Origin of the sequence: Nesterenkonia sedimenti, assembly GCF_012641515.1 — a bacterium.
GTDB lineage: Bacteria > Actinomycetota > Actinomycetes > Actinomycetales > Micrococcaceae > Nesterenkonia > Nesterenkonia sedimenti.
Genome location: NZ_JABAHY010000001.1, coordinates 393305 through 417551, shown reverse-complemented (window position 1 = coordinate 417551; position 24247 = coordinate 393305). Strand labels below are relative to the sequence as shown.

At 63.9% G+C, this 24247-nt stretch carries 18 protein-coding genes; 11 read left to right on the top strand and 7 right to left on the bottom strand.

Annotated features, from left to right (window positions below):
* Window positions 1–79 precede the first annotated feature (79 nt).
* A complete protein-coding gene (locus HGQ17_RS02000) occupies window positions 80–2800 on the top strand; it encodes a GNAT family N-acetyltransferase (RefSeq protein ID WP_168886277.1) in 2721 nt (906 codons plus the stop codon).
* Window positions 2801–2875: 75 nt separating this feature from the next.
* Here HGQ17_RS02000 and HGQ17_RS01995 read toward each other — a convergent pair whose 3' ends face one another.
* Window positions 2876–3475: a DUF559 domain-containing protein gene (locus HGQ17_RS01995; protein WP_168886276.1), complete on the bottom strand. Its 600-nt coding sequence runs from the start codon at window positions 3473–3475 to the stop codon at window positions 2876–2878.
* A gap of 442 nt (window positions 3476–3917) precedes the next feature.
* Here HGQ17_RS01995 and HGQ17_RS01990 point away from each other — a divergent pair, with 442 nt between their 5' ends.
* Entirely contained in the window at window positions 3918–4469 is a 552-nt protein-coding gene (locus HGQ17_RS01990; RefSeq protein WP_168886275.1) for a DUF4269 domain-containing protein, read from the top strand.
* A 67-nt stretch (window positions 4470–4536) separates the two neighbouring features.
* Here the strand turns inward: HGQ17_RS01990 and HGQ17_RS01985 are convergent, their stop codons facing one another.
* From HGQ17_RS01985 to HGQ17_RS01975, 3 genes are read right to left on the bottom strand one after another with little or no spacing between them, the layout of a single operon-like run.
* On the bottom strand, window positions 4537–5562 hold the full coding sequence (locus tag HGQ17_RS01985) for an NAD-dependent epimerase/dehydratase family protein (protein WP_324615144.1): 1026 nt from the start codon (window positions 5560–5562) through the stop codon (window positions 4537–4539).
* Complete coding sequence (locus HGQ17_RS01980) at window positions 5559–8402, bottom strand: alpha/beta fold hydrolase (protein ID WP_168886274.1); 2844 nt, start codon at window positions 8400–8402, stop codon at window positions 5559–5561. Before HGQ17_RS01980 ends, HGQ17_RS01985 begins: the two co-directional genes overlap by 4 nt.
* Entirely contained in the window at window positions 8396–9439 is a 1044-nt protein-coding gene (locus tag HGQ17_RS01975) for a 3-oxoacyl-ACP synthase III (protein ID WP_324615143.1), read from the bottom strand. The genes HGQ17_RS01980 and HGQ17_RS01975 overlap by 7 nt, the downstream gene beginning before the upstream one ends.
* A gap of 54 nt (window positions 9440–9493) precedes the next feature.
* On the opposite strand from HGQ17_RS01975, the gene HGQ17_RS01970 reads away from it, so the two are divergent.
* A complete protein-coding gene (locus HGQ17_RS01970; RefSeq protein WP_168885927.1) occupies window positions 9494–10111 on the top strand; it encodes a DUF5998 family protein in 618 nt (205 codons plus the stop codon).
* A gap of 8 nt (window positions 10112–10119) precedes the next feature.
* On the top strand, window positions 10120–11298 hold the full coding sequence (locus tag HGQ17_RS01965) for an alkaline phosphatase family protein (RefSeq protein ID WP_168886272.1): 1179 nt from the start codon (window positions 10120–10122) through the stop codon (window positions 11296–11298).
* A 15-nt stretch (window positions 11299–11313) separates the two neighbouring features.
* On the opposite strand, the gene sepH is transcribed toward HGQ17_RS01965, so the two are convergent.
* Window positions 11314–12612 (bottom strand): septation protein SepH, encoded by a 1299-nt coding sequence (sepH, locus tag HGQ17_RS01960; protein ID WP_168886271.1) that lies wholly within the window; start codon window positions 12610–12612, stop codon window positions 11314–11316.
* Window positions 12613–12860: 248 nt separating this feature from the next.
* On the opposite strand from sepH, the gene HGQ17_RS01955 reads away from it, so the two are divergent.
* Entirely contained in the window at window positions 12861–13160 is a 300-nt protein-coding gene (locus tag HGQ17_RS01955) for a DUF4193 domain-containing protein (protein ID WP_168886270.1), read from the top strand.
* A 10-nt stretch (window positions 13161–13170) separates the two neighbouring features.
* On the opposite strand, the gene HGQ17_RS01950 is transcribed toward HGQ17_RS01955, so the two are convergent.
* Window positions 13171–13650 carry a DUF3093 domain-containing protein gene (locus HGQ17_RS01950; protein ID WP_168886269.1) on the bottom strand — a complete coding sequence of 160 codons (480 nt, stop codon included), beginning with the start codon at window positions 13648–13650 and terminating at the stop codon, window positions 13171–13173.
* Window positions 13651–13656: 6 nt separating this feature from the next.
* Here HGQ17_RS01950 and dut point away from each other — a divergent pair, with 6 nt between their 5' ends.
* The 6 genes from dut (at window position 13657) to dxs (ending at window position 22115) form a co-directional block, all read left to right on the top strand.
* Entirely contained in the window at window positions 13657–14136 is a 480-nt protein-coding gene (gene dut / locus HGQ17_RS01945; RefSeq protein ID WP_407670735.1) for a dUTP diphosphatase, read from the top strand.
* A gap of 46 nt (window positions 14137–14182) precedes the next feature.
* Window positions 14183–15028, top strand: coding sequence for a DUF3710 domain-containing protein (locus HGQ17_RS01940; RefSeq protein WP_168886267.1), 846 nt, complete (start codon window positions 14183–14185; stop codon window positions 15026–15028).
* Complete coding sequence (locus HGQ17_RS01935; RefSeq protein WP_168886266.1) at window positions 15025–15747, top strand: DUF3159 domain-containing protein; 723 nt, start codon at window positions 15025–15027, stop codon at window positions 15745–15747. Before HGQ17_RS01940 ends, HGQ17_RS01935 begins: the two co-directional genes overlap by 4 nt.
* Window positions 15744–17099 (top strand): class I SAM-dependent RNA methyltransferase, encoded by a 1356-nt coding sequence (locus tag HGQ17_RS01930; protein WP_168886265.1) that lies wholly within the window; start codon window positions 15744–15746, stop codon window positions 17097–17099. The genes HGQ17_RS01935 and HGQ17_RS01930 overlap by 4 nt, the downstream gene beginning before the upstream one ends.
* Before the next feature lie 123 nt (window positions 17100–17222).
* Entirely contained in the window at window positions 17223–20051 is a 2829-nt protein-coding gene (locus HGQ17_RS01925; protein WP_168886264.1) for an aconitate hydratase, read from the top strand.
* Between the two features lie 72 nt (window positions 20052–20123).
* Window positions 20124–22115, top strand: coding sequence for a 1-deoxy-D-xylulose-5-phosphate synthase (dxs, locus tag HGQ17_RS01920; RefSeq protein ID WP_168886263.1), 1992 nt, complete (start codon window positions 20124–20126; stop codon window positions 22113–22115).
* Here dxs and HGQ17_RS01915 read toward each other — a convergent pair.
* Window positions 22112–24229, bottom strand: coding sequence for a 3-hydroxyacyl-CoA dehydrogenase NAD-binding domain-containing protein (locus HGQ17_RS01915; RefSeq protein WP_168886262.1), 2118 nt, complete (start codon window positions 24227–24229; stop codon window positions 22112–22114). The two genes, dxs and HGQ17_RS01915, sit on opposite strands and share 4 nt — an antisense overlap.
* Window positions 24230–24247: the final 18 nt, after the last annotated feature.

Sequence of the window (24247 nt, the reverse complement as noted above, 5' to 3'; positions counted from 1 at the left end):
AAGCGGGGAACGTGATCCTTTTCTGCGTGATCGTTGCGATCTCTAGGTCTAAACAATTTCTCTGGTTAGTCTTGATCCTATGGGTGAGACGGCGAAAACCAGCGGATATCCGGCCCACTGGGAAGCAGATGTTGTGCTGCGCGATGGTGCAGCAGCCCATCTGCGTCCGGTACGGCCCGATGACGCTGACCGTTACGCCCGGATGCACCGACGCCAGTCGGAGTCCTCGATCTACCTGCGCTACTTCACCTATAAGTCGGCGCTGACCGAGAAGGAACTGGAACGGTTCACCACTGTGGACCACGTCAACCGGGTCTCCCTGGTGGTGCTGCTGGGTGGTTCCTCCGGTGAGGAGGAGATCATCGGCGTCGGCGGTTTCGACCGCATCGATGACTCCACTGAGGCTGAGGTCTCCTTCAATATTGCCGATCAGCACCAGGGCCGTGGGCTCGGTTCGATTCTACTGGAGCATCTCACCGCCGCCGGGCGTGAGGTCGGCATCGAGAAGTTCTCCGCCGAGGTGCTGCCGGAGAACCGCAAAATGCTCACTGTCTTCTCCGAGGCCGGCTACGAAGTCCAGCGCAAATACGAGGACGGTGTGGTGCTGCTGGAGTTCTCCATCGACCCCACTGACCGGTCCAGGGCGGTGATGGAGGCCCGCGAACACCGCGCCGAGGCCCGCAGCGTCCGTGAGCTGCTCAACCCCGACCAGGTTGCCGTCATCGGGGCCTCCCGGGAGTACGGTTCAGTGGGCTACCACCTGCTGCAGAACATCATCGAGGGTCAGTTCTCCGGGGGAGTGCACTCGGTCAACCCCGAGGCCTTTGAGGTCGGCGGGACCCCGGCCTACTCGGCCTTGGAGCACATCAAACAGGACATCGACCTCGCCGTAGTCTGCGTCCCCGCCGAACATCTGGCCGAGGTGGTCAGCGACTGCGGGCGCAATGGGGTCAAAGGCATTTTGGTCATCACCGGCGGAATTGACGGCACTGACCAGCGCGAACTGGTCAGTCAGGCCCGGCGCTGGGGGATGCGGGTCATCGGACCGGCCTCAGTGGGCCTGATCAACACTGACCCCGATGTCTCCCTGAACGCCTCGCTGTCACCGACTATGCCCGTGCCCGGGGGAGTGGGACTGTTCAGCCAATCGGCCTCCATCGGTGTCTCTCTCTACGCCCAGGCGCACCGCCGGGAGCTGGGGCTCTCCTCGGTGATCTCGGCGGGCAACCGTGCTGACCTCTCCGGCAATGACGCCATGCAGTATTTCGAGGACGACGACGCCACCCGCGCCGTCGGGGTCTATCTCGAGTCCTTCGGCAACCCGCGTAAATTTTCCCGGATTGCCCGGCGGCTCTCGCTGACCAAACCTGTTGTGGTGGCCACCGGTGACCTCAGCGGACACCGGCTGCCCCCGGGCCATGAGGTCCGTCTTTCCCGGGCTCCCAAGGGTGCGGTGGATGCGATGCTGAAGAACTCCGGGGTTATCCAGGCCGGTAACCACGATTCCCTGATGGACATCCTCGAAGTCCTGGCCACCCAGCCGCTGCCGGCGGGTAACCGGCTCGGCATCCTGGCCAATTCCGCGGCCATGGGCCGGCTGCTGGCCGATGCCGCCGAGTCGCACGGCCTGGAACCCACCACGGTGATCAGCGACCTCGATCTCGAGGGCACCAGGGCTGTTGCCCAGGAGAATCTCACCACCGCCCTGGCCCAGCTTTTCGAGGACGACGACGTCGACTCCGTGGCTGTCTGCCTGCAGCCCTCGATCACTGGGGACCACCACGACCACTCCCGGGCGATCTCGATGACCGCCCAGCAGTACACCAAACCAATGGTGATGTCTCTGATCGGGATTCTGGATGCCGATGTTCCGCTGAACTTCATCGGCAATGCCGGACCGGTGATCGAGACCTCCGCCCTCCAGCAGGGAGTCCCGGTCTTCTCCTCCCCGGCCCGCTCAGTCTCGGCACTGGCCAAGATCGTCAGTTATCACCGCTGGCGGTCCCAGGGCGTAGGGGAGTCCTATATCCCCGAAGGGCTCGAAGGAACCAAAGTCGCCCGCCAGGGAGATGCCCTGCTCGATGGGTGGCTCCAAGATGTCGACGGCGCGGCACTGCACCGGCTCAATGATGAGCAGCTGAAACAGCTGCTGGGACTCTACGGGCTCGAGGTTCTGCCCTCGGTGGGCTTTGAGACTGTCGACGCCGCCGCGGAGGCAGCAGCTGAACTGGGCTATCCGGTGGCAGTGAAGTCCACCAACGCGTATCTGCGCCATCGTCTGGACCTGGGCGGGGTGCAGCTGAATATCGACTCCGAGGATATGCTGCGCCGGGTGGTGGCCGATATGCGCCGTCAGTTGGCCAAATACGGCAGCCCCGGACTGGAGGTCCAGGCCATGGCCCCCACCGGGCAGGGCTGTATTGTCCGGGCGATTGAGGATCCCATGATGGGCCCAGTGCTGTCCTTCGGCATCTCCGGGGACGCAGTGGATCTGCTGGAGGACTGGGCCCATGGGGTGCCACCGCTGACCGACCAGGACCTGCACCGGCTGCTGCATGCCCCGAAGGCCTCCCAGAAGCTCTTCGGCTACCAGGGGCTGCCCGCGGTGGACTATGAGGCGCTGCGGGATACCGTGCAGCGAGTGGCCACGCTGAAGGACAACCACCCGCAGGTGGCTTCCCTGCAGCTCTCCCCACTTCTGGCCTCTCCGGAGGGTGTGAGCATCCTGCATGCCACAGTGGATATCGCCAACCCCGAGCAGCGCACCGATTCCGCCCGCCGCGCCATCAGCAAATACTGACCTCCTGTTCGGCAACGATTTTCATAGAGTTATTCGAGATTCAGACCCCTATAGCCATCTGCGGCATCAACAGCTCTATGAGGATTGGGTAGGCACTCCCGCGCGCTGAAGCTTGCGTCTGAGCTGCTCGGGGTTCTGGAGGTCCTCCCAGTAGATGCGCAGGACAGTGAAACCGAGGCTGCGAATGGCATCCTCACGCAACTTCTCTGCCCTCAGGGCTTCACGACCCTCTGTCTGGTACTTCATCCACCCATCGAACTCCCCGACAACGCCGGCCTCCTCCCAGAGGAAGTCCACCCGGTACCTCTTGCCCTCAGTGGTTAGGGAAACCTGTAGCTTCGGGGTCCTGAAACCCAGCTCTTCATAGAGAGCACGGGCCCAGGACTCTCCGGGGGACTCAGATAGTGGACTTGCGGTGTTGAAGGCTTTCTCCCACCGAAAGCGAGCTGGACGGGACCCCATTAACTCCGAGGCCAATGATTGCAGAAGCTCGGTCGAGACGGGGGAGTGCTGGTCAGTTCCACGCAGGGCTGCATCAAGGGCCACTACCCCGTCAGCGAAGCTGAGGCGTGGAAGCGGAGTCACATACCGAGTGCCGAAACCGCGAAAAGCTGCCGGTGAGACCAACTCCTTACGGATATCAGTGCACTGACGCAGGAATGCATCGACAGTCATCCTGACTGTCATCCTAGGCTGGGGTATCAGGCGCACCTCACCCCGGTTCTTAGCCCTAACCTGCACTGCTTCTGGCATTCGAAGCAGCGGTATACCCCATATGTGCAAGGCTGTCTCACGGCAGAAGATAGGCCTTTCCAAATGAGCGGCTACAGCCTGAATAGCGTAACTGAACCGTTCAGAAGGATGAGCTTCAAACCAAGTTATGGTGGGCACATATATACCCCGTCGGAGTTTGAGCAGTTCGCCACGCTTCACCTGGCGGCCGTAGTGGAAGGCCAGATGAGTCCCATCTTCTAGAGCGCGGCTCAGCTTCAAAACGGTGTTCTGGGCAGAGTTCCCGGACGCCATGTCCTCATGATGTCCGTGATTCCGAAATTCTGCAGACGTTTTCCACAGCTGGGGGCCGAACCCCCTTCCGACCAGCCGATACAGTGAACTTATGCCACATGATGTCATTGCTGCCACGGAGAAGCTCCTCGATCGAAGCTACCTCTTGGCCGGCTCACAACGGCAGCAAACCGCAGCCGAAGCACTGCAGGATTTGGGTTTGGACTCCATACCAGAGATCGAAGAATGGGTGCTCGCCGGTACTCTCCCGCTGGGAATAGATGTGGACACTTCAGACCTGGACATTCTGGTGTCCAGCCGTGATCCCAAAGCTGCACGGGACGCCGTCGTCGAGTGTTTCTCCCAGGCTCCAGGGCTGTCAGTGTGGCCACACAGCAGAGAAGAAGAGACCTGGTGCGTAGCCTTCGAAGGGGATGCTTTCCCGATTGAGTTCTTCATTCAGCAGACTCCTGTCCGGGAGCAGAGAGCCTTTAGGCACCTGGTGGCGGAGTACGTTCTGCTGCAGCGCGGAGGTCCAGTCCTCGCAGAGCAGGTCCATCAACTCAAGGTCAGCGGTATGAAGACTGAACCTGCCTTTGCCCATGCATTAGGGCTGGAAGGCGATCCCTATCTCGCTCTGCTGGATGAAGGTCTGCTTGCATAGAGCTGTTGACCTATCAGTGAGCTATAGCGCTCTGAGGAACCAACAGGTCTATGAAAATCGGGAGGGGTTAGAGGACGCTGCCGGTTCTCTGGACGTGGTCGGCCAGGCGGGCCAGACCCTCCTCCACGTTGACTGATGGTCTCCAGTCCAAGAGCTCGCGGGTGCGGCGCTGATCAAACCAGTGGGCAGTGGAGAGCTGTTCAGCCAGGAACTTAGTCATCGGCGGCTCGCCGTCACCGGGCATCTGCACAAAGCGTGAAGCCCCAGCCCAGACCTTCTCAATGGCCAGACCAGCAGCCTTGGCCACACCCGGGGTCACCCGCAGCCGCGGGCGGCGAGCGCCTCCGGCCTCAGCGATCCCGATCAGCAGCTCCCCGATCGGCCGGGGCTCACCATTGGTGACCACCAGGCGCTCACCGGCCAACTGGGGCAGCCTGCGCAGGCCCGCGGTGAAAGCATCCACCGCATTATCGATATAGAGCGTATCCACCAGGGCAGCACCATTGCCCAGCAGAGGAAGCCGCCCGGAACGGGCACGGGCAACAATCCGATGGGTCAGCTGGCCATCACCGGGGCCCCAGACCAGATGCGGGCGCATGATCAGCACATTCGTGCCCAGGCTGGTCCGTTCCTGAGCAATCAGCTCAGCCGCAGCCTTGGTCTGGGCATAGTTCCCCTGGGCATGCACTGGATCCGGTGCACCCGCAGAGGCACCGACCAGGGATTCACCGGCATGGGCCACCGAGGGGGAGGAGACATAGAGGATGTTCTCCACTCCAGCCGCCCAGGCGGCGTCGAAGATCTGCTCAGTGCCGCGGATATTGACGTTCTCGAACTCCTCACGGGCACCGGAGACCGAGACCTTGGCCGCCATATGGATGATCGCATCCTGACCCTCCACAGCACGGGCGACCGCATCGGGGTCGGTCAGCGAGCCCCGCAGCTCACGCACCCCGGTCAGCCCCGAGGCACTGCGCTGCATGGTGGTGACCGCATAGCCCAATTCGGCCAGGCGAGCGGCAACACTGCGACCCAACAGTCCAGAGGCCCCAGTGATCAGAACCTTCGACGGCGGCAGCAGTTCAGTGCTCACGGAGCGCTCACCTTCTTCCCGGCGACAACCTGCTCAGCCCACTGGGCCAGGGCGGAACGATCGATCTTGGAGTTATGCCGAATATCAGTGGGCAGAGAATCCACCACCAGCACGGTGGAGACCTCCTGGACATCAGCACAGGCAGCGCGGACCTCCCGGGCGAACTCCGGTCGGGCCAAAGGAGTCCCGGGCAGATGCAGCTTCTGACCCCGCTCAGCCTCCACGATGACAACCACCGACTGGGTGCCCACAGGCCCCACACCCACAGCGGCACTGCGAGCCACTTCCGCCAGGGCATCCACGGGAGTCTCTACGACCCCGGGGCCGATAGGACCAGCCGGGGTAGTGATCACATGCTGAAGCCGGCCCTGAATCCACAGCCGGCCCTGGGCGTCGAAGGCGCCGATATCACCGGTGCGGTGCCAGATCAGCTGATCCTTGGTATCCCGGCGGGACTGCTGATCGGTGAACCACAGCCGGTCGTAGCGTTCCTTCAGATGCGCAGCTGAGACCACCAGCTCGGAGAGCACTCCGGGGGCTTCGGCGGGATCCAGCAGTTCAGTTTCAGCGGGGCGTCCCAGCTGATCCAGGGGAGCAAGGCTGAAATGAACTCCGGAGACTGGACGGCCCACGCAGACCCCGGCCTGGCTGCGGGGTGAGGCTGACTCCTCAGCGGCCTGGTGGATCTCCTCACGGGTGAAATCTGCCTGCAGCAGACCCTCGGTCATCCCGTAGGGGGTGTGCAGCTCAGCCTCCGGGAAGATCTCCTGAACGGTGTCCAGCAGGGCCGGATGCACCGGAGCGCCGGCGGAGAGGACCAAACGGATCCGGCGCAGCGCCTCACGCTGCTCATCGGTGAGCCGATGGGCAGTGGCAGCAACATTCTTCAGTGCCGCCGGGGAGCCGAAGAACATGGTGGCCTGGCCGGCAGCAGCGGCCTCCGCCACTGCCGCAGCAGTCAGGGTTGCCGGTTTGGTGACCACCATATCCGGGGTCACCGAGGTGGCGCCGATGGCTGGGCCCAGCAGCGCGAAGGGTGCGAAGCCGGCGATCAGAGAAGCGCCTGGGGCAACGCCGAACTGTTGACGCAGCAGTGCCACCAGCGCACCCAGCCTGCCATGGGTGTAGACGACACCCTTGGCTGGGCCGGTGGAGCCTGAGGTGAACAGGATCGCGGCATCGTCCTGGGCTGCGGGGGCGGGGATCTCCTGCAGGGCCGCGGCAGTGGAGGCTAGTGAGCCGGCTCGGCGCAGCAGGCGTTCCACACTGGCCTCAACACCGAGCATCTTTGTGGCCCTGGGGGAGAGGGCATCAACACTGATTCGGCGGCCCGGCCAGCCCAGCACCCGGGCAGCGGTGAGGCCGGTGCGCTGACCGATCACCCAGTCTGGGCGGGCACTGCGCACAGCGCGGGTCAGCCCCTTAATGCCCAGTCCGGCATCGGCGACCACGGCCACCGCACCCAGGCGCAGGCAGGCGTAGAGAATGACGGTCAGCGAGTTCCCCGGTTGGACCAAAAGGCTGATCCGGTCACCGCGGCTGACTCCGAGCTCATACAGGCCCGAGGCCAGGGCGTTGACCTCCTCCCGCAGCTGGGACCAGCTCACGGTAACCGGCTGTTCCCCGGGGGCAGCAAGCTCCACCGGTGGCATCTCCACAGCCGCGGGCGTCTCCCGGCGCCAGGAGGCAGCCATCTCCTCCAACTGGTCATGCAGGCCCATGATCTCAGCGGCAGGCTCGGGGGAGGCCAGGCTCTGATCCTGAGGCTCGTCGAAGCGCTGCCGCAGCCAGGTGAAGATGACCTCGCTGATGTCCTTATCCTCACCGACGAGATGACCAGCACCCTCAAAGCGGTGCAGATCAGCCCCCTGACCATCGGCAGCATTTCCGAGCCGGTCGAGGAGGTCATGCAGATAGCGGTCCTGGAAGACAGGATCCTTCGGTCCCCAGATCAGCAGGGCGGGATTGGTCCATTCCCGAAGTGCCGCTGAGGTCTCCTCCAAGACAGTGCGGGAATCATGTTCGGCCAGGGCTGGGATATCTGCGACGAAACCGCCGATGCCGCCGCGACCACGGCGAGAGACATAGGGGGAGCGGAATGCCCGGCGGGTTTCATCATCCATATCCTCGGCCAGCGAGAGGGTCACCTTGAGGAATCCATCGGTGGTCACTGTGGATGCCGGCAGTACACCGGGGGCCATGGCCGCACGCAGAGCAGCCGGCACCGGCTCCCCGGAGGGATGATCCACTGCGGTGTTGAGGCTGATCGCAGCATCCACTGCCTGGTGATGCCGGGTGGCCCAGGCCAGGGAGATGATGCCGCCCCAGTCATGACCAAGGGTCACCAGGGGCTTATCGGTCTCGACCTCAAGGGCGTCCATCAGGCCATCAAGATCAGTGATCCGCTGCTCCAGCTTGCGGTAGCTGGGCGCACCGGCTGAGGGTGCCTCGGGGTGAGCCAGCCGCTCGGAGAAGCCCATATCCAGCTGATCGGGGGCGATCACCCGCCAGATCCGGCCAGAGCCGCCATTGAGTGCCTGCTGGGCCTGCCGAACTGATTCAGCCAGCACCTCCCGCCACATATAGGACCAGGTGGGATTGCCGTGTACGGCAAGGATGGTGCCCTCCGGAGCCACACCGAGCTCCTCGAGCACCGGGCCGGTGTCCAGAACATGGAAACTGCGGCGGCCGTCGTCGGTCTTTGCCTGCACAACCCGGGACCAGACCGGATCCAATCCGGGCAAGGGCGTTTTGGTCAGAGCCTGGTGGGGGTTCTGGGCGGGGCGGGCGCTGATCGGACGCCAGCTGCCCAAACCGGGGATACGGGGAAGTTTCACCATTGGATCTCCAGCATGGCAGTGTTCAGCCCCGAGCCGACACCCATGCACAGTACGCGGGATCCGCGCTCCAGGCTGGGCGCCTGTCGGGCGAGTGTGATCGGCAGTGAGGCCGGGCCCACATTTCCGAGTTCGGGGTAGGTGATCGGCACTCGCTTCTTATCCAGTTTGGCGGCCTTGATAATCGCCGAGGTATGCAGCTGGGAGACCTGGTGGGTGATATAGGCGTCCATGGACTGCCAGTCGAAATCGGCTTTGGCGTCCTGCCAGGCATCCATCACCAGTTCCAGGCCACCGTCGAGCAGGCCGCGGGCGTCGGTGAACATGCCCTGATGGTCACCTACACAGAGTTCGTGGTGTTGGGTGGCAGCCCGGGTGACCCCGCCGATGAGCTGGTGGCCCTCCGGATGCTTATCCGCGGGGCCGATCACCGCGGCGGCGGCACCGCAGCCCAGGGTCAGGGAGGCGAACTCACTCATGAAGTTCTCCCGGGAGAGACCGTCGAGATTATTGATCCTCTCCACCGTGGCGTCCTGGACCCGGCGGGCATCCTCACCGTTGACGATCAGCACGTACTCCGCCTGACCGGAGTCGATCAGGGTGGCAGCAAGGGTCATCGCGTTCACAAAGCCTAGGCAGGCGTTGGTGATGTCGAAGTTCATCGCCGAGCTGGGCAGCCCCAGCTCATGGTGGACACCGACTGCCACGGAGGGCTCGAGGTGGTCGCGGGTCACCGAGGTGTTGATCAGCACACTGATGGCCGAGCGGTCCACACCGGCAGCCTCCAGGGCCTTGCGGCCGGCCTCCACGGTCCCGGTACGCATATCGCCGTCGCGGCGCCAGTTGCGCCGGGAGCGGACACCGGCCACCCGCTGCAGCAGACCGGTGGGCAGCTTCAACCGCTTCAGCGCGTCGGCAAGCCGCCGGTCTAAGTCCTTGGAGGTTAACACCTCCGGAGCCTCTACCTCGGCCACCGACAGAAGGGCAGCATTGCGGTGATGGAAGGTTGCGTTACCCCGGCTGGCTTGGTTTTGAAGCACCGGACCATTATCCAGGATCAGATTGCTCCCTGCGAATCGATACGATGGGTAGTTATGGGCACATCCACCGTATCGCTTAAGGCCGCCATTGAACGCGGCGGCTTCTATCCCTCCCTGGTGCACCACACGGTCACCGATGCATTGGACGGGCGCGAACCCACTCATCAGATTGTGCATGTGGACACCCATTTCGATATGGAGGAAGTCCACCGGCATATCACTGTCCTGGTGCTGGCTGAGGAGGTCATGGTGGTCGCCCACCTCGACGACCACGACATCTACGAGGGTGAGCCGGGGACCTTCAGCCATCAGGACTCGGCAGCACGGTCCGGATCCGAAGTGGTAGCCCGAATCTCCACCGAAGTGGTCCCGGTGGCCAGGATCCGCTCACTGATCCTCTCCGAGGTCCACCGCAAGCCCGATGACTTCCGCCCCGACCGGGGGCTCGCTGAGGTCACCCTGAACATCAACTGGACCGGCGGAGCCCGTTTCGACTCCATGCCGGCCGACTGCGGAAACCCCGAATGTATGGCCGACCACGGTGATACCGGCAGTGTGGTGCCAGAGGACATCACCCTACGGATCGCCGCCACTGCCGAAGGGGACACCGCGGTGGAAGAGGCTCGCAGCTTTGTGCGGGCACTGCGCCGGGCAACGATCAAACACGGCTGAGATCACACATGGCTGAACCTCTCCCGAGTGCCCCGGACTACGACGGCGCCCATCTGCGCCATGTACTGACCTCCGCGGCATCCTCCCTCGGGATCAGCGGATTCAGCAATCGGCTGAATCTCCCCGAGGCAAGTATTGCAGTGGTGATCCTGGCCGATGGGCTGGGGGAGCAGCTGCTGGCCCGCTACACCGGTCATGCACGTTTCCTCGGCTCAGCCTGGCGGGATATGGACCGGGCACGGGTGCTGGACACCGGAACCCCGACGACGACCTCAGCCTCCCTGGCATCACTGGGCACCGGCCTCAGCCCCGGCCAGCACGGTCTGGTCGGCTATGACGTCTACTCACCCCAACTGCAGCGGGTAGTCAATATGCTCGGCAAATGGGATGAAGAAGTCATCCCCGAGCAGTGGCAGCCCCATCCCACGGTCTTAGAAACAGCAGAGGCTGCAGGTGCCCGGGTGCTGACCGCCTCCCGCGGAAAATTCCGCACCTCGGGGCTGACCCGGGCGGTGCTGCGCGGGGGTGAACACCGCGGGGCAAACCGGATCGAGCACCGCTTCGCCTCGGCGGCTGAGTGGATAGATGAGGCCCGCGGCGGCTCGACTGCCACCCGGTCCGGGGCACCACAGCCGCTGTTGGTCTACCTCTACGTGGATGAACTGGATAAAACCGGGCACAGTCAGGGTGCAGGTTCCGCCGACTGGTTGAAGATGTTGGAGTCCCTGGACTCCGCGGCAGCCGATTTCGTCACCCGTCTGCGTACACGCTTCGGCTCACAGGTCTCGGTAGTGCTGACCGCCGATCACGGAATGGTCAACATCGCCGAGGAGAAACGGATCGATATCAGCGAGGACGTCGAACTCCTACAGGGCGTCAGTTATACCGCCGGGGAGCCTCGTTTCGTACAGCTGATGAGCGATCAACCCGAGGCCGTTGCCCAGCGTTGGCGAGACCGCTGGGGAGACGATGCCTGGGTGATGACCAAAGCCCAGGCCATTGATACTGGGCTGTTCGGCCCCATCGATGGTGATGTCTCCGGCCGGATCGGTGATGTGCTGGTAGCCCTGCGCGGGGACCACGCGATCTTCCACACCGAGCGCACCGGTACAGATCCACTGAAGATGATCGGCCACCACGGTTCGCTGACCAGGGCAGAACGGGAAGTCCCACTGCTGCAGCTCTAAGGCGTGTCTAGGCGATCAGTCCTTGCTGCCGAAGAGAATGTCATCCCACCGCGGCATCGTGGGCCGTTTGGAGGAGGACTTCTTCTTCGGCAGGTCCTTCTTCTGCGCGGGGTCATCCTCAGGCTGAGGCTCAGGCTCCGGCTCGGATTCCTCCGGCTCAGCGAGGTCATCGGCGGAATCCTCATAGCTGAAGCCCCAGGCATCAATTCCGCTGTCCTGCTCCTCGACCTCCCGGCTGGTGTATTCCGGCTGGTCCTCCTCGCCCGTCTCAGTGGACTCAGCCTCGGCATCCTGCCGCGGCTTCAGGGAGTGACCGGCCAGACCGGGAAGTTCCTCGGTGGTCTGCTCATTGGCCGGCTGGCGTTTCGGCCGCCGCTGCGAGGTCTTGGCGTTCTGCCCGGGGCTCGGCTCAGCGGCTGCCCGTTCATCACGGGTGAGCAGACTGGCCAGTTTGTCATCGCCTCTCTCATCGGCGCCCAGACGTTGGCCACGGCGGGCACGCAGAATATCCAGCAGATCCTGATGATCTTCACCCTCGGCGTCGTTGTCGTTGGTTCCAGGCGCCGGGGCAGTAGGGGAGGGGACCGCCGGTGCGGGGGTCGTGGCAGGACCATCGACGTCGAAGGGTTCCTCCACTGCAGCCAGCCGGCGTCCCAGCCGGCGGGGCCGAGTGGCGGTATCGGGCAGGGTGGAGAGGGACTCAGCCCATTTATTCTCGGCGCGGACCTGTCGGGAGGAGGGATCGAAGGTCCACTCAGCAGGCGGACGCTGTCCAATTCCTCCGGCCTGTGCCTTGGATGTTTCGGCGTCGAAATCGCAGATGATCGCCCACTGGCCGTTCTCCCGGCGCCAAGCGTCCCAACTGATCGTCTCCAGGGAGACACCCATGGAGCGCAGGCGGACCTTGACCATCGCCTCAAGCGTGGCCGGACTGTCACCGAAGGCCAGCTTATGCTGCTCGGCCGAGGAGGCCCGGGCGACTTGAGTCTGCCGAGCGCGAGTGGCGTAGAAGGCACGCTCATCGGCAACCGGACCGGCATAGCGCAGTACATGCTGACGGCTCAACCCGGAGGCCTCAATGACCTCATCAACTGTGGCGCCGGCACGCAGACGAGCCTGAATATCCCGGGGGGAGAGCTGAACCTGCTTGGCGGAGTCCTCCGCCGGCGGTGCGGCCTGCTGGGCGATGGCAGTCTTCAGTGCCTCATCTATAGGCAGCGCGTACTCTGCGCCTTCAGCATCGGAGAGCAGAAGGCGCGGGGAATCTTTCTGGTCGCCTTCGGCATCGACCCCCACGATCCGCAGATCCTGCATCGGCGGCGTCCTCCAGCTCGTCTGTCGGTGTACTGGCAATTCTTTGACCGCAACTGTACCCCCCTGAAGCTTGGAGAAGCCCGAGACCGCTCAAGCCGAGGTCGAGGCTGAGCGCCTATGCAACACTCGCTTCACAGATTTGTGCCCAGCCAGGTTCTACGACACAATCTGTGCGACCTGATTTATCTGTGTACCAAAAATGGTGCTCAGATGACGCCAGATATCACGAGTGGGAGCGCCCTCTAGCTATGGCTACCGATTACGATGCACCGCGGAAGAGCGACGACGACGTCAATGAAGACTCGATCGAGGAGCTGAAGAACCGCTCAACCAACCGGCAGTCCGCCGTTGTTGATGAGGACGAGGCTGAAGCCGCCGAAGGATTCGAGCTGCCCGGCGCCGATCTTTCCGATGAAGAACTGCAGGTGCGGGTGCTGCCTGCGCAGTCCGATGAGTTCACCTGCGCCTCCTGCTTCCTGGTCCGTCACCGGTCCCAGGTAGCCCGTGAGGAGAACGGAATGTTCTACTGCACGGACTGCGAGAGCTGATTCGCAGACTTCACTTCACTGAGATGCCCTCGGTGCGGACGGGTTCGTCGGCGCCGAGGGCTTTCAGTATCTCCTCCGGATGACGGGTGGAGAACAGCCAATACGGCTTGGGGTCGCGGGGATCGGTGATCTCGGCAGTGACCACCGGATTGATCCAGCCACGAATGCACTGATAGCTGCGCGCATCGAATCCTGGGCCCAGCTGCTCACGGGCAGCATCTTCACGATGGGCCACAACCCGGCCCACATGCTCACGCTCAATCCGAGCCCGGCCCACCTTCAGCCATTTCTCGGTGACCTCAATCTTTGGGGTGGTGCCCACCAGAATGAACACGCCCAGGGCAATACCGCCCAGCAGGGTCACCACACCCCAGATCACGTCAATGGGAAAGATCGCGGTGGAGAGCGTGGCTCCGCCGATAGCAACGACAGCAACCCACAGCCACCAGGCCGGCCACAGCTTCTCCGAGTACAACACTGAATCGGTCATATGAATATGATCCCATGCCCCGCCGGTAGACTTCCTGCTGTGAACAGGATTCAGGTCCCCATCAAACAACTGGACCCCGATGTGCCCCTGCCCCAATACGCCCATCACGACGACGCCGGCGCGGATCTGCACTCCGCCGAGGACTTCACCCTCGCCCCCGGCGAACGGCGTATGGTGCCCACCGGGCTGGCTATCGCCATCCCCGAGGGCTGGGTCGGGCTGGTGCACCCACGCAGCGGCCTGGCCGCCAAACACGGCATCAGTATGGTCAACGCCCCCGGCACCATCGACGCTGGATATCGCGGTGAGCTGAAAGTGCTGCTGATCAACACGGACACCTCCGAGACCGCGAGCTTCCAGCGCGGAGACCGGATCGCTCAGCTGGTCTTTCAGGAAGTCGCCCAGGCCGAGTTCAGCCCGGTGGAGGACCTCCCGGAGACTGTCCGTGGCGCCGGCGGATTCGGCTCCAGCGGTCTGAGCAGCTAGGTCACCTGCGAGCACGTACCTACCCCACGAGGAGACAAGGAGAGTAATGCTCTTCGGCAAGAAGAAAAAGAAGGCAGCCCAGGAACCGGCCACCATCAGGGAAAAACTGGCCAAAGAGGCTGAGAACCCTGCTGATGAGGTGGAGATCACCGAGGGCGAGGCCGGTGAGGACGGCGGTGACGTCCTGGCTGATGGCGCCGAGGAGACTGCCGCCGAGGACACAGAGCAGACCTCCGAGGAAGACAGCACCCCCGCTGCGCCCTCCGGTGAAGTGCCCAAGGACTTCAGCGAAATCGAATCCAAGAAGGGTTACCTCGACTTCGGGGCGATCCTGGTGCCTGCGGCGAAGAACCTCAAAGTCCGCCTGGACATTGATAAGAAGTCCAAGCGAGTGGTCTCCCTGACCATCGCCATGGGACAGGCCAGCATCCAGCTGCAGGCCTTCTCCGCACCGAAGTCCGGCGGCATCTGGGAAGATGTCCGCGGTCAGATCGAGGAATCGGTGCTCAAGCAGAAAGGCCGGGCCAAGATCACCGACGGCCGGTTCGGCAAGGAACTCCACGCCCGAGTGCCCACCACCCTGAAGGACGGCCGCAAAGGCTGGCGTGCCGCCCGGTTCATCGGCTTCGAGGGCAAACGGTGGTTCCTGCGCGGGGTCATCGGTGGCCGCGGCGCCATCGACGCCAAGGCCGCCGCCGCGGTGGAGGAACTCTTCGCCCGGATCGTCGTCGTCCGTGGGGATGAGCCCATGCCGCCGCGTGAGCTGCTGAAGCTGCAGCCTCCGGCCGGCGCCAAGCGAGTCAGCGTCCCGAAGAAGCAGAACCCCTCAGCAGCACCGGCGAATAAGACCAATGGTGTGCCCAAAGCAGCCCAGCAGAAGCCGGAGCAATGAGCGGATCCTCCGCCAATGACGATGTAGGCCGGCAGATCTCGGCCAGTGCCGGCAAGCGGATCTCCACCCGCGAGGACGGTTCCCTGGACGTGATGGCCTCTGTCGGTGGCGTCCGCGGTATTGCCGAGGCCGCACTGCCGGCAACAGCCTTCCTCACCGCCTATCTGCTCACCGATGAGCTGACCACTGCGATCCTGATCTCGGTGGGCATCGGGGCAGTATTCACCATCATCCGGCTGGCCCAGCGCGGCAGCCTCATCCAGTCCTTCTCCGGGCTGATCGGGGTGGCCATCTGTGCGGCCTTCGCCCACTTCTCCGGAGAAGCCCGCGGCTATTACGTGCCCGGATTCTTCGTCAACGCCGGGTACATCCTGGCGCTGAGTGTCTCCATCCTGGTCCGCTGGCCCCTACTGGGGGTCCTTTTCGGGACCCTGGTCCGCGGTGAAGGCTTTGACTGGCGGCAGGACAGGAGCCGACGACGCCGCTACGCCTTGGCCACCTGGATCATCACTGCAGTGCTGGCCTCCCGGCTCATCGTCCAGGTGCCGCTGTATTTCGCTGATAACGAGACCGCACTCGGAGTCACGCGTGTGGTGATGGGCGTACCGCTGTACGCCTTCGCCCTCTGGATCGGTTGGATGATCACCCGACCGGAGGTGCTGGCAGCCGATACCGCCTCAGCAGTTGAGGAACTCGAGAAGGAAGAGGGACAGCGGTGATACTGACCCTCACCGTCGGGCCGATGTCCCATGGCGGACACTGTGTGGCCCGACATGAGGGGCGAGTGGTCTTCGTCCGGCATGCAGTACCGGGGGAGACCGTCCGGGCGGTGGTCACCGACGGCGGCGAGAAAGCCCGGTTCTGGCGGGCCGACACCATTGATGTGCTCGAACCCAGCGACCACCGCCGCCGCCACCCCTGGAAGCAGGCCGATGCCCTCAGGGCCTATAACCACGGCCAAGTGCCGGTTGGCGGGGCCGACTATGGCCATATCACCGATGTCCACCAGCGTCGGCTCAAAGCCCATGTCTTCCGGGACACCCTGCAGCGCATCGGCGGAATCGACATCTCAGCCCTGGACCTCCCGGAGCTGGGTCCGGAGGGGGAGCTGACCACCCGGCAGCTTCCCGGTGCCGATGCCTCGGGTATGCACTGGCGAACGAGGGTGAGCTTCGGCGTCGTCGAGGGTTCTCTGGGGATGAAACCCCACCGCTCCCATGATCTGATCCCGCTGCGGGCAATGCCCCTTGCCGTGGAGGCAGTCGGGGCCTCCGGCATCTTCACCTGGGACTTCAGCGGAGCAGCCAGTGTGGATGTTGTGGCACCCGGGGGAGAAGGCCCGCTGAGCCTGATCATCACCACCGAGGACCCCAGCCGACTGCCAAAGGGCTTGCAGAAGCTCGCCGAGGAGACCCCAGAGGTGGCCAGCATCCTGCTGCGCAGCCCCGAGGGTCAGGACTATCAGGTGCTCACCGGGGAGCGCGAGATCACAGAGGAACTGCCAGTGCCCGTCGTCGGTGACTCTGGAGATATTCAGGAGTCAGTCCAGCTGGCCCCTGAGGGTTTCTGGCAGATCCACCGGAGGGCCCCCGAACAGTTGGTCAGCACCGTGGACCGCATGGCGAAGCTGGGAACCGGAGGAACCGCCATCGACCTCTACGCAGGGGCGGGGCTCTTCACCGCATGGGCGGCGCATAGGGTCGGCCACAGCGGCCAGGTGCTCTCCGTGGAGGCCGCCGAGGGCTCATCAGCTGCAGCCGAGCGGCTATTCGCCGCACGCGCCGGGGTCGAGGTCGTCTGCGCCGCCGCAGAGAAGATCGCCCGCCGGCTGGAACGCAGCGATCTGGTGGTCCTGGACCCACCGCGGACCGGAGCCTACCGGAAAGTGTTGGAGGGAATTGATCAGGCCGGACCCGGGCAGATCATCTATGTCTCCTGCGATCCGGCCTCCTTCGCCAGAGACGCCAAGGGACTGCTGCAGTTGGGCTGGCAGCTGCGCGGGCTCGAAGTACTGGATATGTACCCGAATACACACCATATGGAGTCTGTTGCACTGTTTGAACGCAGATGAGTCTGACGTGTCGCAGTGAGTCTCACCTAAGCAAACACAGTCACAGTAATGAGTAGGATGGATGACGATTAGCGCGCACCCAAGCGCTGTGTCGCCCTGCCTGAGAGACTAAGGAGTCGAAGCATGAGCACAGTGGACAGCTTCGGAGCAAAAGGCGTTCTCAACGTCAATGGCGCCGACTACGAGATCTACCGGCTGAACAAGGTTGAGGGCTATGAGTCCCTCCCGTACAGCCTGAAGGTCCTTCTGGAGAACCTGCTCCGCACTGAGGACGGTGCAAATGTCACCGCCGACCACATCAAAGCCCTCGGAAGCTGGGATGAGAACGCCCAGCCTGATACCGAGATCCAGTTCACCCCCGGCCGCGTGCTGATGCAGGACTTCACCGGTGTGCCCTGCGTCGTCGACCTCGCCACCATGCGCGAGGCCGTGGCCGACCTCGGCGGTGATCCCTCCACGATCAACCCGCTGGCACCGGCTGAAATGGTCATCGACCACTCCGTGCAGATCGACTCCTTCGGCAACTCGGATGCGATCGAACGCAACATGGACATCGAGTACCAGCGCAACGGCGAGCGGTACAAGTTCCTGCGCTGGGGCCAGACCGCCTTCAACGACTTCAAGGTCGTCCCCCCGGGCATGGGCATCGTCCACCAGGTCAACATCGAGTCCCTGGCCCGTGTGGTCATGACCCGTGAGGTGGAGGGTTCGCTGCGCGCCTACCCCGACACCTGTGTGGGCACCGACTCCCACACCACCATGGAGAACGGCCTGGGCGTGCTCGGCTGGGGCGTCGGAGGCATCGAGGCGGAGGCCGCGATGCTCGGCCAGCCGATCTCCATGCTGATCCCGCGCGTGGTCGGCTTCAAGCTCTCCGGCGAGATCCCCGCCGGCGCCACCGCCACCGACGTCGTGCTGACCATCACTCAGATGCTCCGCGAGCACGGGGTGGTCGGCAAGTTCGTCGAGTTCTACGGCGAGGGCGTGGCCGAGGTCCCGCTGGCCAACCGTGCGACCATCGGCAACATGTCCCCGGAGTTCGGCTCCACCGCTGCGATGTTCCCGATCGACGACGTCACCATCGACTACCTGCGGCTGACCGGCCGCACCGAGGAGCAGCTCGCCCTGGTGGAGGCCTATGCCAAGGAGCAGGGCATGTGGCACGATCCCTCCCGCGAGCTGCGTTTCTCGGAGCACCTGGAGCTGGACCTGTCCACCGTGGTCCCCTCCATCTCCGGTCCGAAGCGTCCGCAGGACCGCATCGAGCTCACCGATGCCAAGGAGCAGTTCCGCAAGGACATCCACAACTACGCCCAGGACACCTCCGACGGCTCCGTCAACGGTGACCTGGACGAGTCCGTGGCCGAGACCTTTCCGGCCTCGGACGCCCCCAGCTCCACCCCGGGAGACAGCCAGTCCGCCGCGGACAAGCCGCGTCCGATGGACGCCGGCGCCGAGCCGGTGGTCGGCAGGCCCTCTAAGCAGGTGCCGGTGAAGATGCCCGACGGCCGTGAGTTCACCCTGGACCACGGTGCGGTCTCCATCGCATCGATCACCTCCTGCACCAACACCTCGAACCCGAACGTGATGCTGGCGGCCGGCGTGCTGGCCCGCAACGCTGTGGAAAAGGGTCTGGTGCAGAAGCCCTGGGTCAAGACCTCCATCGCTCCCGGGTCCAAGGTCGTGACCGACTACTACGAGAAGTCCGGTCTGATCGAGTACCTGGAGAAGGTCGGCTTCTTCGTGGTCGGCTACGGCTGCACCACCTGCATCGGCAACTCCGGTCCGCTGGAGGAGGAGATCTCCAAGACCGTCCAGGAGGAGGACCTGGCGGTCACCTCCGTGCTCTCCGGAAACCGCAACTTCGAGGGCCGCATCAACCCGGACGTGAAGATGAACTACCTGGCTTCCCCGCCGCTGGTGGTGGCCTACGCGCTGGCCGGGACGATGGACTTCGACTTCGAGAATGAGCCGCTGGGCCAGGACTCGGCGGGCAACGATGTCTACCTCAAGGACATCTGGCCGGACCCGACCGAGGTGCAGAAGATCATCGAGGAGTCCATCGACACGGAGATGTTCACCTCCAAGTACAGCACCATCTTCGACGGCGACCACCGCTGGCAGGAGCTGGACACTCCCGAGGGCTCGACCTTCGCCTGGGATGAGGGCTCCACCTACGTGCGCAAGGCCCCCTACTTCGATGGCATGGAGCTGGAGCCCCAGCCGGTGGAGGACATCGAGGGAGCCCGTGTGCTGCTGAAGCTGGGCGACTCGGTGACCACCGACCACATCTCTCCGGCCGGCTCCTTCAAGTCGGACACCCCGGCAGGGCGCTACCTGCTGGAGAACGGCGTGGAGCGCAAGGACTTCAACTCCTACGGCTCCCGCCGCGGTAACCACGAGGTCATGATCCGCGGCACCTTCGCCAATATCCGGATCAAGAACGAACTGCTCGACGGCGTGGAGGGCGGTTTCACCCGCGACTTCACCAAGGGCGGCGAACAGGCCTACGTCTACGATGCAGCGCAGAACTACGCTGCTGAGGGCACTCCGCTGGTGGTCCTGGGCGGTAAGGAGTACGGCTCCGGCTCATCCCGTGACTGGGCAGCCAAGGGCACCCGCTTGCTGGGTGTGAAGGCCGTGATCACTGAGTCCTTCGAGCGTATCCACCGCTCCAACCTCATCGGTATGGGTGTGCTGCCCCTGCAGTTCCCCGAGGGTGAGAACGCCGAGACTCTGGGCCTGACCGGTTTCGAGACCTTCAGCATCTCCGGAATCACCAAGCTCAACGAGGGTGAGACTCCGAAGACTGTGAAGGTCACCGCCACCGGTGAGGACGGCAAGTCCGTGGAGTTCGACGCCGTGGTGCGTATCGATACTCCCGGCGAGGCCAACTACTACCGCAACGGCGGCATCCTGCAGTACGTGCTGCGGTCCCTGGTCAAGAGCTAGTTACGTCCACTGAGGGCGAATGAAGGAGGGTCAGTCTTCGGACTGGCCCTCCTTTCGCCGTACACTGAACCAATGAGCATCCTGCAGACGATCGGCTCACCCCAGGATCTCTCCAAGCTCAGCGAGGACCAGATGACCCGCCTCGCCGAGGAGATCCGCCAGTTCCTGATCACCCATGTATCCGCCACCGGTGGACACCTGGGTCCCAACCTGGGCGTAGTCGAACTCACCCTGGCCATCCACCGGGTCTTCGACTCCCCACGGGACTCCGTAATCTTCGACACCGGCCACCAGTCCTATGTGCACAAACTGGTCACCGGTCGCCAAGACTTCTCCACCCTGCGTCAGCAGGGCGGGCTCGCGGGCTACCCCGACCGCAGCGAGTCCATCCACGACATCGTGGAATCCTCCCACGCCTCCTCCTCCCTGGCCTGGGCGGACGGGATCTCCCGTGCCCGCACACTCCAGGGTGAGGGGGATCGGTATGTCATTCCGGTGATCGGCGACGGCGCCCTCACCGGTGGAATGGCCTGGGAGGCGATGAACAATATCGCCGCTGATAAAGACCGCCGGGTCGTCATCGTGATCAATGACAACGGCCGGTCCTATGCCCCAACTGTTGGCGGTATCGCCAATCAGCTCTCCAAGCTGCGCCGCGGTGTGCTGGACAAGCTGCGCACCCACCGGATCTATGAATCCTTTATGGACGGCACCAAGCGGCGGTTGGCCAAAGGTGGTCCCATCTCCCAGATGACCTATCGCAGCCTGCATGCGATGAAGAAGGGTGCGAAGGACTTCTGGGCTCCCCAGGGACTCTTCGAGGACCTCGGCATGAAGTACATCGGACCGGTGGACGGACACGACCAGCGGGCCATGGAAGAGGCTCTTGCCGATGCCAAGAACTACGGCGGTCCGGTGATCGTCCACGCCATCACGGAGAAGGGCCGCGGCTATGCCCCGGCCCGGGCTCATGAGGCCGATCAGTTCCACGCTGTGGGAGTTATCGACCCCGAAACCGGGGATCCCGTGTCGCGTGGATCAGCGCGTTCCTGGACCTCGGTCTTCGAAGAGGAGATCGCCGCCATCGGCGATGAGCGTGAGGATATCGTCGCCCTCACCGGGGCGATGCTGATCCCGGTGGGTCTGCGCAGTTTCGCCCAGCAGCATCCCGAACGGGTGGTCGACGTCGGCATCGCCGAACAGCATGCCGTAGCTGCCGCGGCTGGCCTCGCCTATGGCGGAATGCACCCGGTGGTCGCGGTCTACGCCACCTTCCTCAACCGGGCCTTCGATCAGGTCCTCATGGATGTGGCCCTGCATAAGGCCGGAGTGACCTTCGTGCTGGATAGGGCCGGGGTCACCGGACCCGATGGACCCAGCCACCACGGCATGTGGGATCTCTCCCTGCTGCAGATGGTCCCCGGACTGCAGATCGCCGCCCCCCGCGACTCCACCCGGCTGCGCGAGGAGCTGCGGGAGGCGGTCACCGTGGAGGATGCACCCACTGTGGTGCGTTTCTCCAAGGGCTCAGTCAATGATGAGCTCGACGCTGTCGAGCGACTCAACGACGGCGTGGATGTCCTCTACTCCAGCAGCGCTAAGGAGAAGGACGGCTCCTATACCAATGACGTCATGATCGTCTCAGTCGGTGCCATGGGGGAGCTGTCCCTGGATCTGGCCCGCCGGCTGGAGGACCAGGGCATCACTGCGACTGTTGTGGATCCCCGCTGGGTGCTTCCGGTGCCCGGCTCAGTGGTCTCCCTGGCTGCGCGTCACCGGATTGTGGTCTGCGTCGAAGACGGTGTGAAAGCCGGCGGTGTCGGATCCCGGATCCGCCAGGTGATGCGCGAGGCCGGTGTGGACACCGCGCTGAACGAAGTGGGTCTGCCGGTGGAGTTCCTCGCCCATGGCAGCCGCAATGAGGTGCTTGAGCGGGTGGGACTGACCTCGGCGCAGATCGCCCAGGACACTGTCGCCCAGGTGCTGGGAACTAAGGTCCCCTTCGCCCGCCGGCTCCCCGGTGAGGAAACCCCCACCGGGGAAATCCCGGTCTTCCGGCGTTAGTGGAAGATCTTACCGTTGACCCGCTGGCTGACGCCCTGCTGGTCGAGGTAAGGGGTGATTCCGCCGCGGTGGAAGGGCCAGCCGGCGCCGAGGATCATGCAGAGGTCCACATCCTTCGGTGAGGCCACGACCTCATCGGCCAGCAGCAGCCCGATCTCCTCGGCCAGTGCATCCAGGACAGTGTTGAGGACCTCTTCGGAGGTCTTCGGGGAGTCCCCGATCTCCATCAGGGCCAGGGTCTCATCCTTGATGTACTTCGCGCCGAGGTCATTGCGGCTCCAGATCTCGGTGACCCCATTGTCGATCAGGGCCTGCAGGTTCTTCGAGACGTAGAAGCGTTCGCCGAAGCTGGACTGCAGGGACTCAGTGACATGCTGGGCCACCGGGATGCCCACCATCGCCAGCAGATCGAAGGGAGTCATTGGCAGCGCCAGGGGGGCAAGTGCCTCATCGGCGGTCTTAGCGTCAGTGCCCTCATCGAATGCCTTCTGCACCTCTGCCATCAGACGCAGCAGCACACGGTTGACCACGAATGCGGTGGCGTCTTTGGCCAGCACCGGGGTCTTGCGCAGTTTGGCGGCCAGATCGAAGGCAGTGGCAATGGCCTCATCGGTGCTCTGCGGGGTCCGGGCGATCTCCACCAGGGGCATCACCTGCACCGGGTTGAAGAAGTGGAAGCCGATGACCCGCTCCGGATGCTTCAGATCCGCAGCCATCTCGGTCACCGAGAGAGAAGAGGTGTTGGTGGCCAGGATCGTATCGGGGGAGATGATCTCCTCCAGTTCGGCGAAGACCTGCTTCTTGACCCCGATCTCCTCGAAGACGGCCTCGATGACGAAGTCAGTCTCGGCGTAGACGGATTTATCGGTGGATCCGGAGACGAGACCCGCCAGAGCCTCTGCCTTCTCCTGGGGCAGCCGGCCCTTCTCCATTTGCTTGGCGATCTGGGCGCGGATATAGTCCAGACCCTTATCCACCCGTGCCTGGTCGATATCGGTGATCACCACCGGTACCTGCAGGCCGGTGGCGAAGACCAGGGCCAGCTGGGAGGCCATCAGACCAGCGCCGACGACGCCGACCCGGTTGATGCTGCGCGGAGCAGTCTCCGGGACCCCGGCCGGCTTCTTCCCGCGCTTCTGGACCAGCTCCATGAAGCCGTAGACCGTATTGCGGAACTCGTCGCTGACCAGCAGCTCACCGAGGGCCTTGACCTCCAGCTCGCGGTCCTCCTCGCGGCTGTTCTGCGGGACCTGTTTGAAGATCTCCAGGCAGCGCAGGGGACCGGGGGCAGTGTCACCGGTTTTGGCAGCTACTGTCTTCGTCGCGGTCTCGATGGCCCGTGCCCAGGCCTCCTCACTGGTGTCACGGCTGCGGTGAGTCTTCAGCCGAGCCACAGTGTCGGCGTCGCCGGCGATGATCTTCGCCGCCCAGGCCAGGGATTCCTGCTCGAAGCTCTCGTCGTCGAAGAGCACATGGGCAATACCCAGATCGAAGGCCTGCTTGCCCTTGAGGCTCTTATTGTTGTTCAGGGGGTTGCTGAAAATGACCTGTGCTGCGGCCTCGGGTCCGATCAGCTGCGGCAGGCGATAGATACCGCCCCAGCCGGGAACCAGGCCCAGGAATGCCTCGGGCAGGCCGATGGCCTTCGCACCTGCGGAAACGGTCCGGTAGTCGGCCGGCAGGGCGATCTCCAGGCCGCCGCCGAGGGCGGTGCCGTTGATGAACCCGAAGGTAGGTGCCGGGAAGTCAGCCAGCAGGTTATAGGAGTAGTGGCCCAGCTCGGCCAGTCCCACGCCCTGATCAGCGCTGGTCAGCCCCTGGGCGGAGACGATATCGGCCCCTGCGGCGAGTGCACCGGCTTTGCCGATGACGCCCAGGCCGACGATCTCGCCGGATTCGGCGCGCTCATATTGGCTGGCCACAGCCTTGCCGAATTCGATCAGTGAACCGGGTCCCAGAGTATTGGGCCGCTTTCCCTGCTGATTATCCAGCCGGATAAGCGCCAGGGTGCCGGCGCCATCGGGCAGTTCCACATCCTCGACTCTGCTATAGGTGAGAACTTCCTGGGGGAAGTCTTCGGTCAGTTGAGTGAAGCGGGAGAAATCCTCGGACACCTATGGCCTCCTGAATGG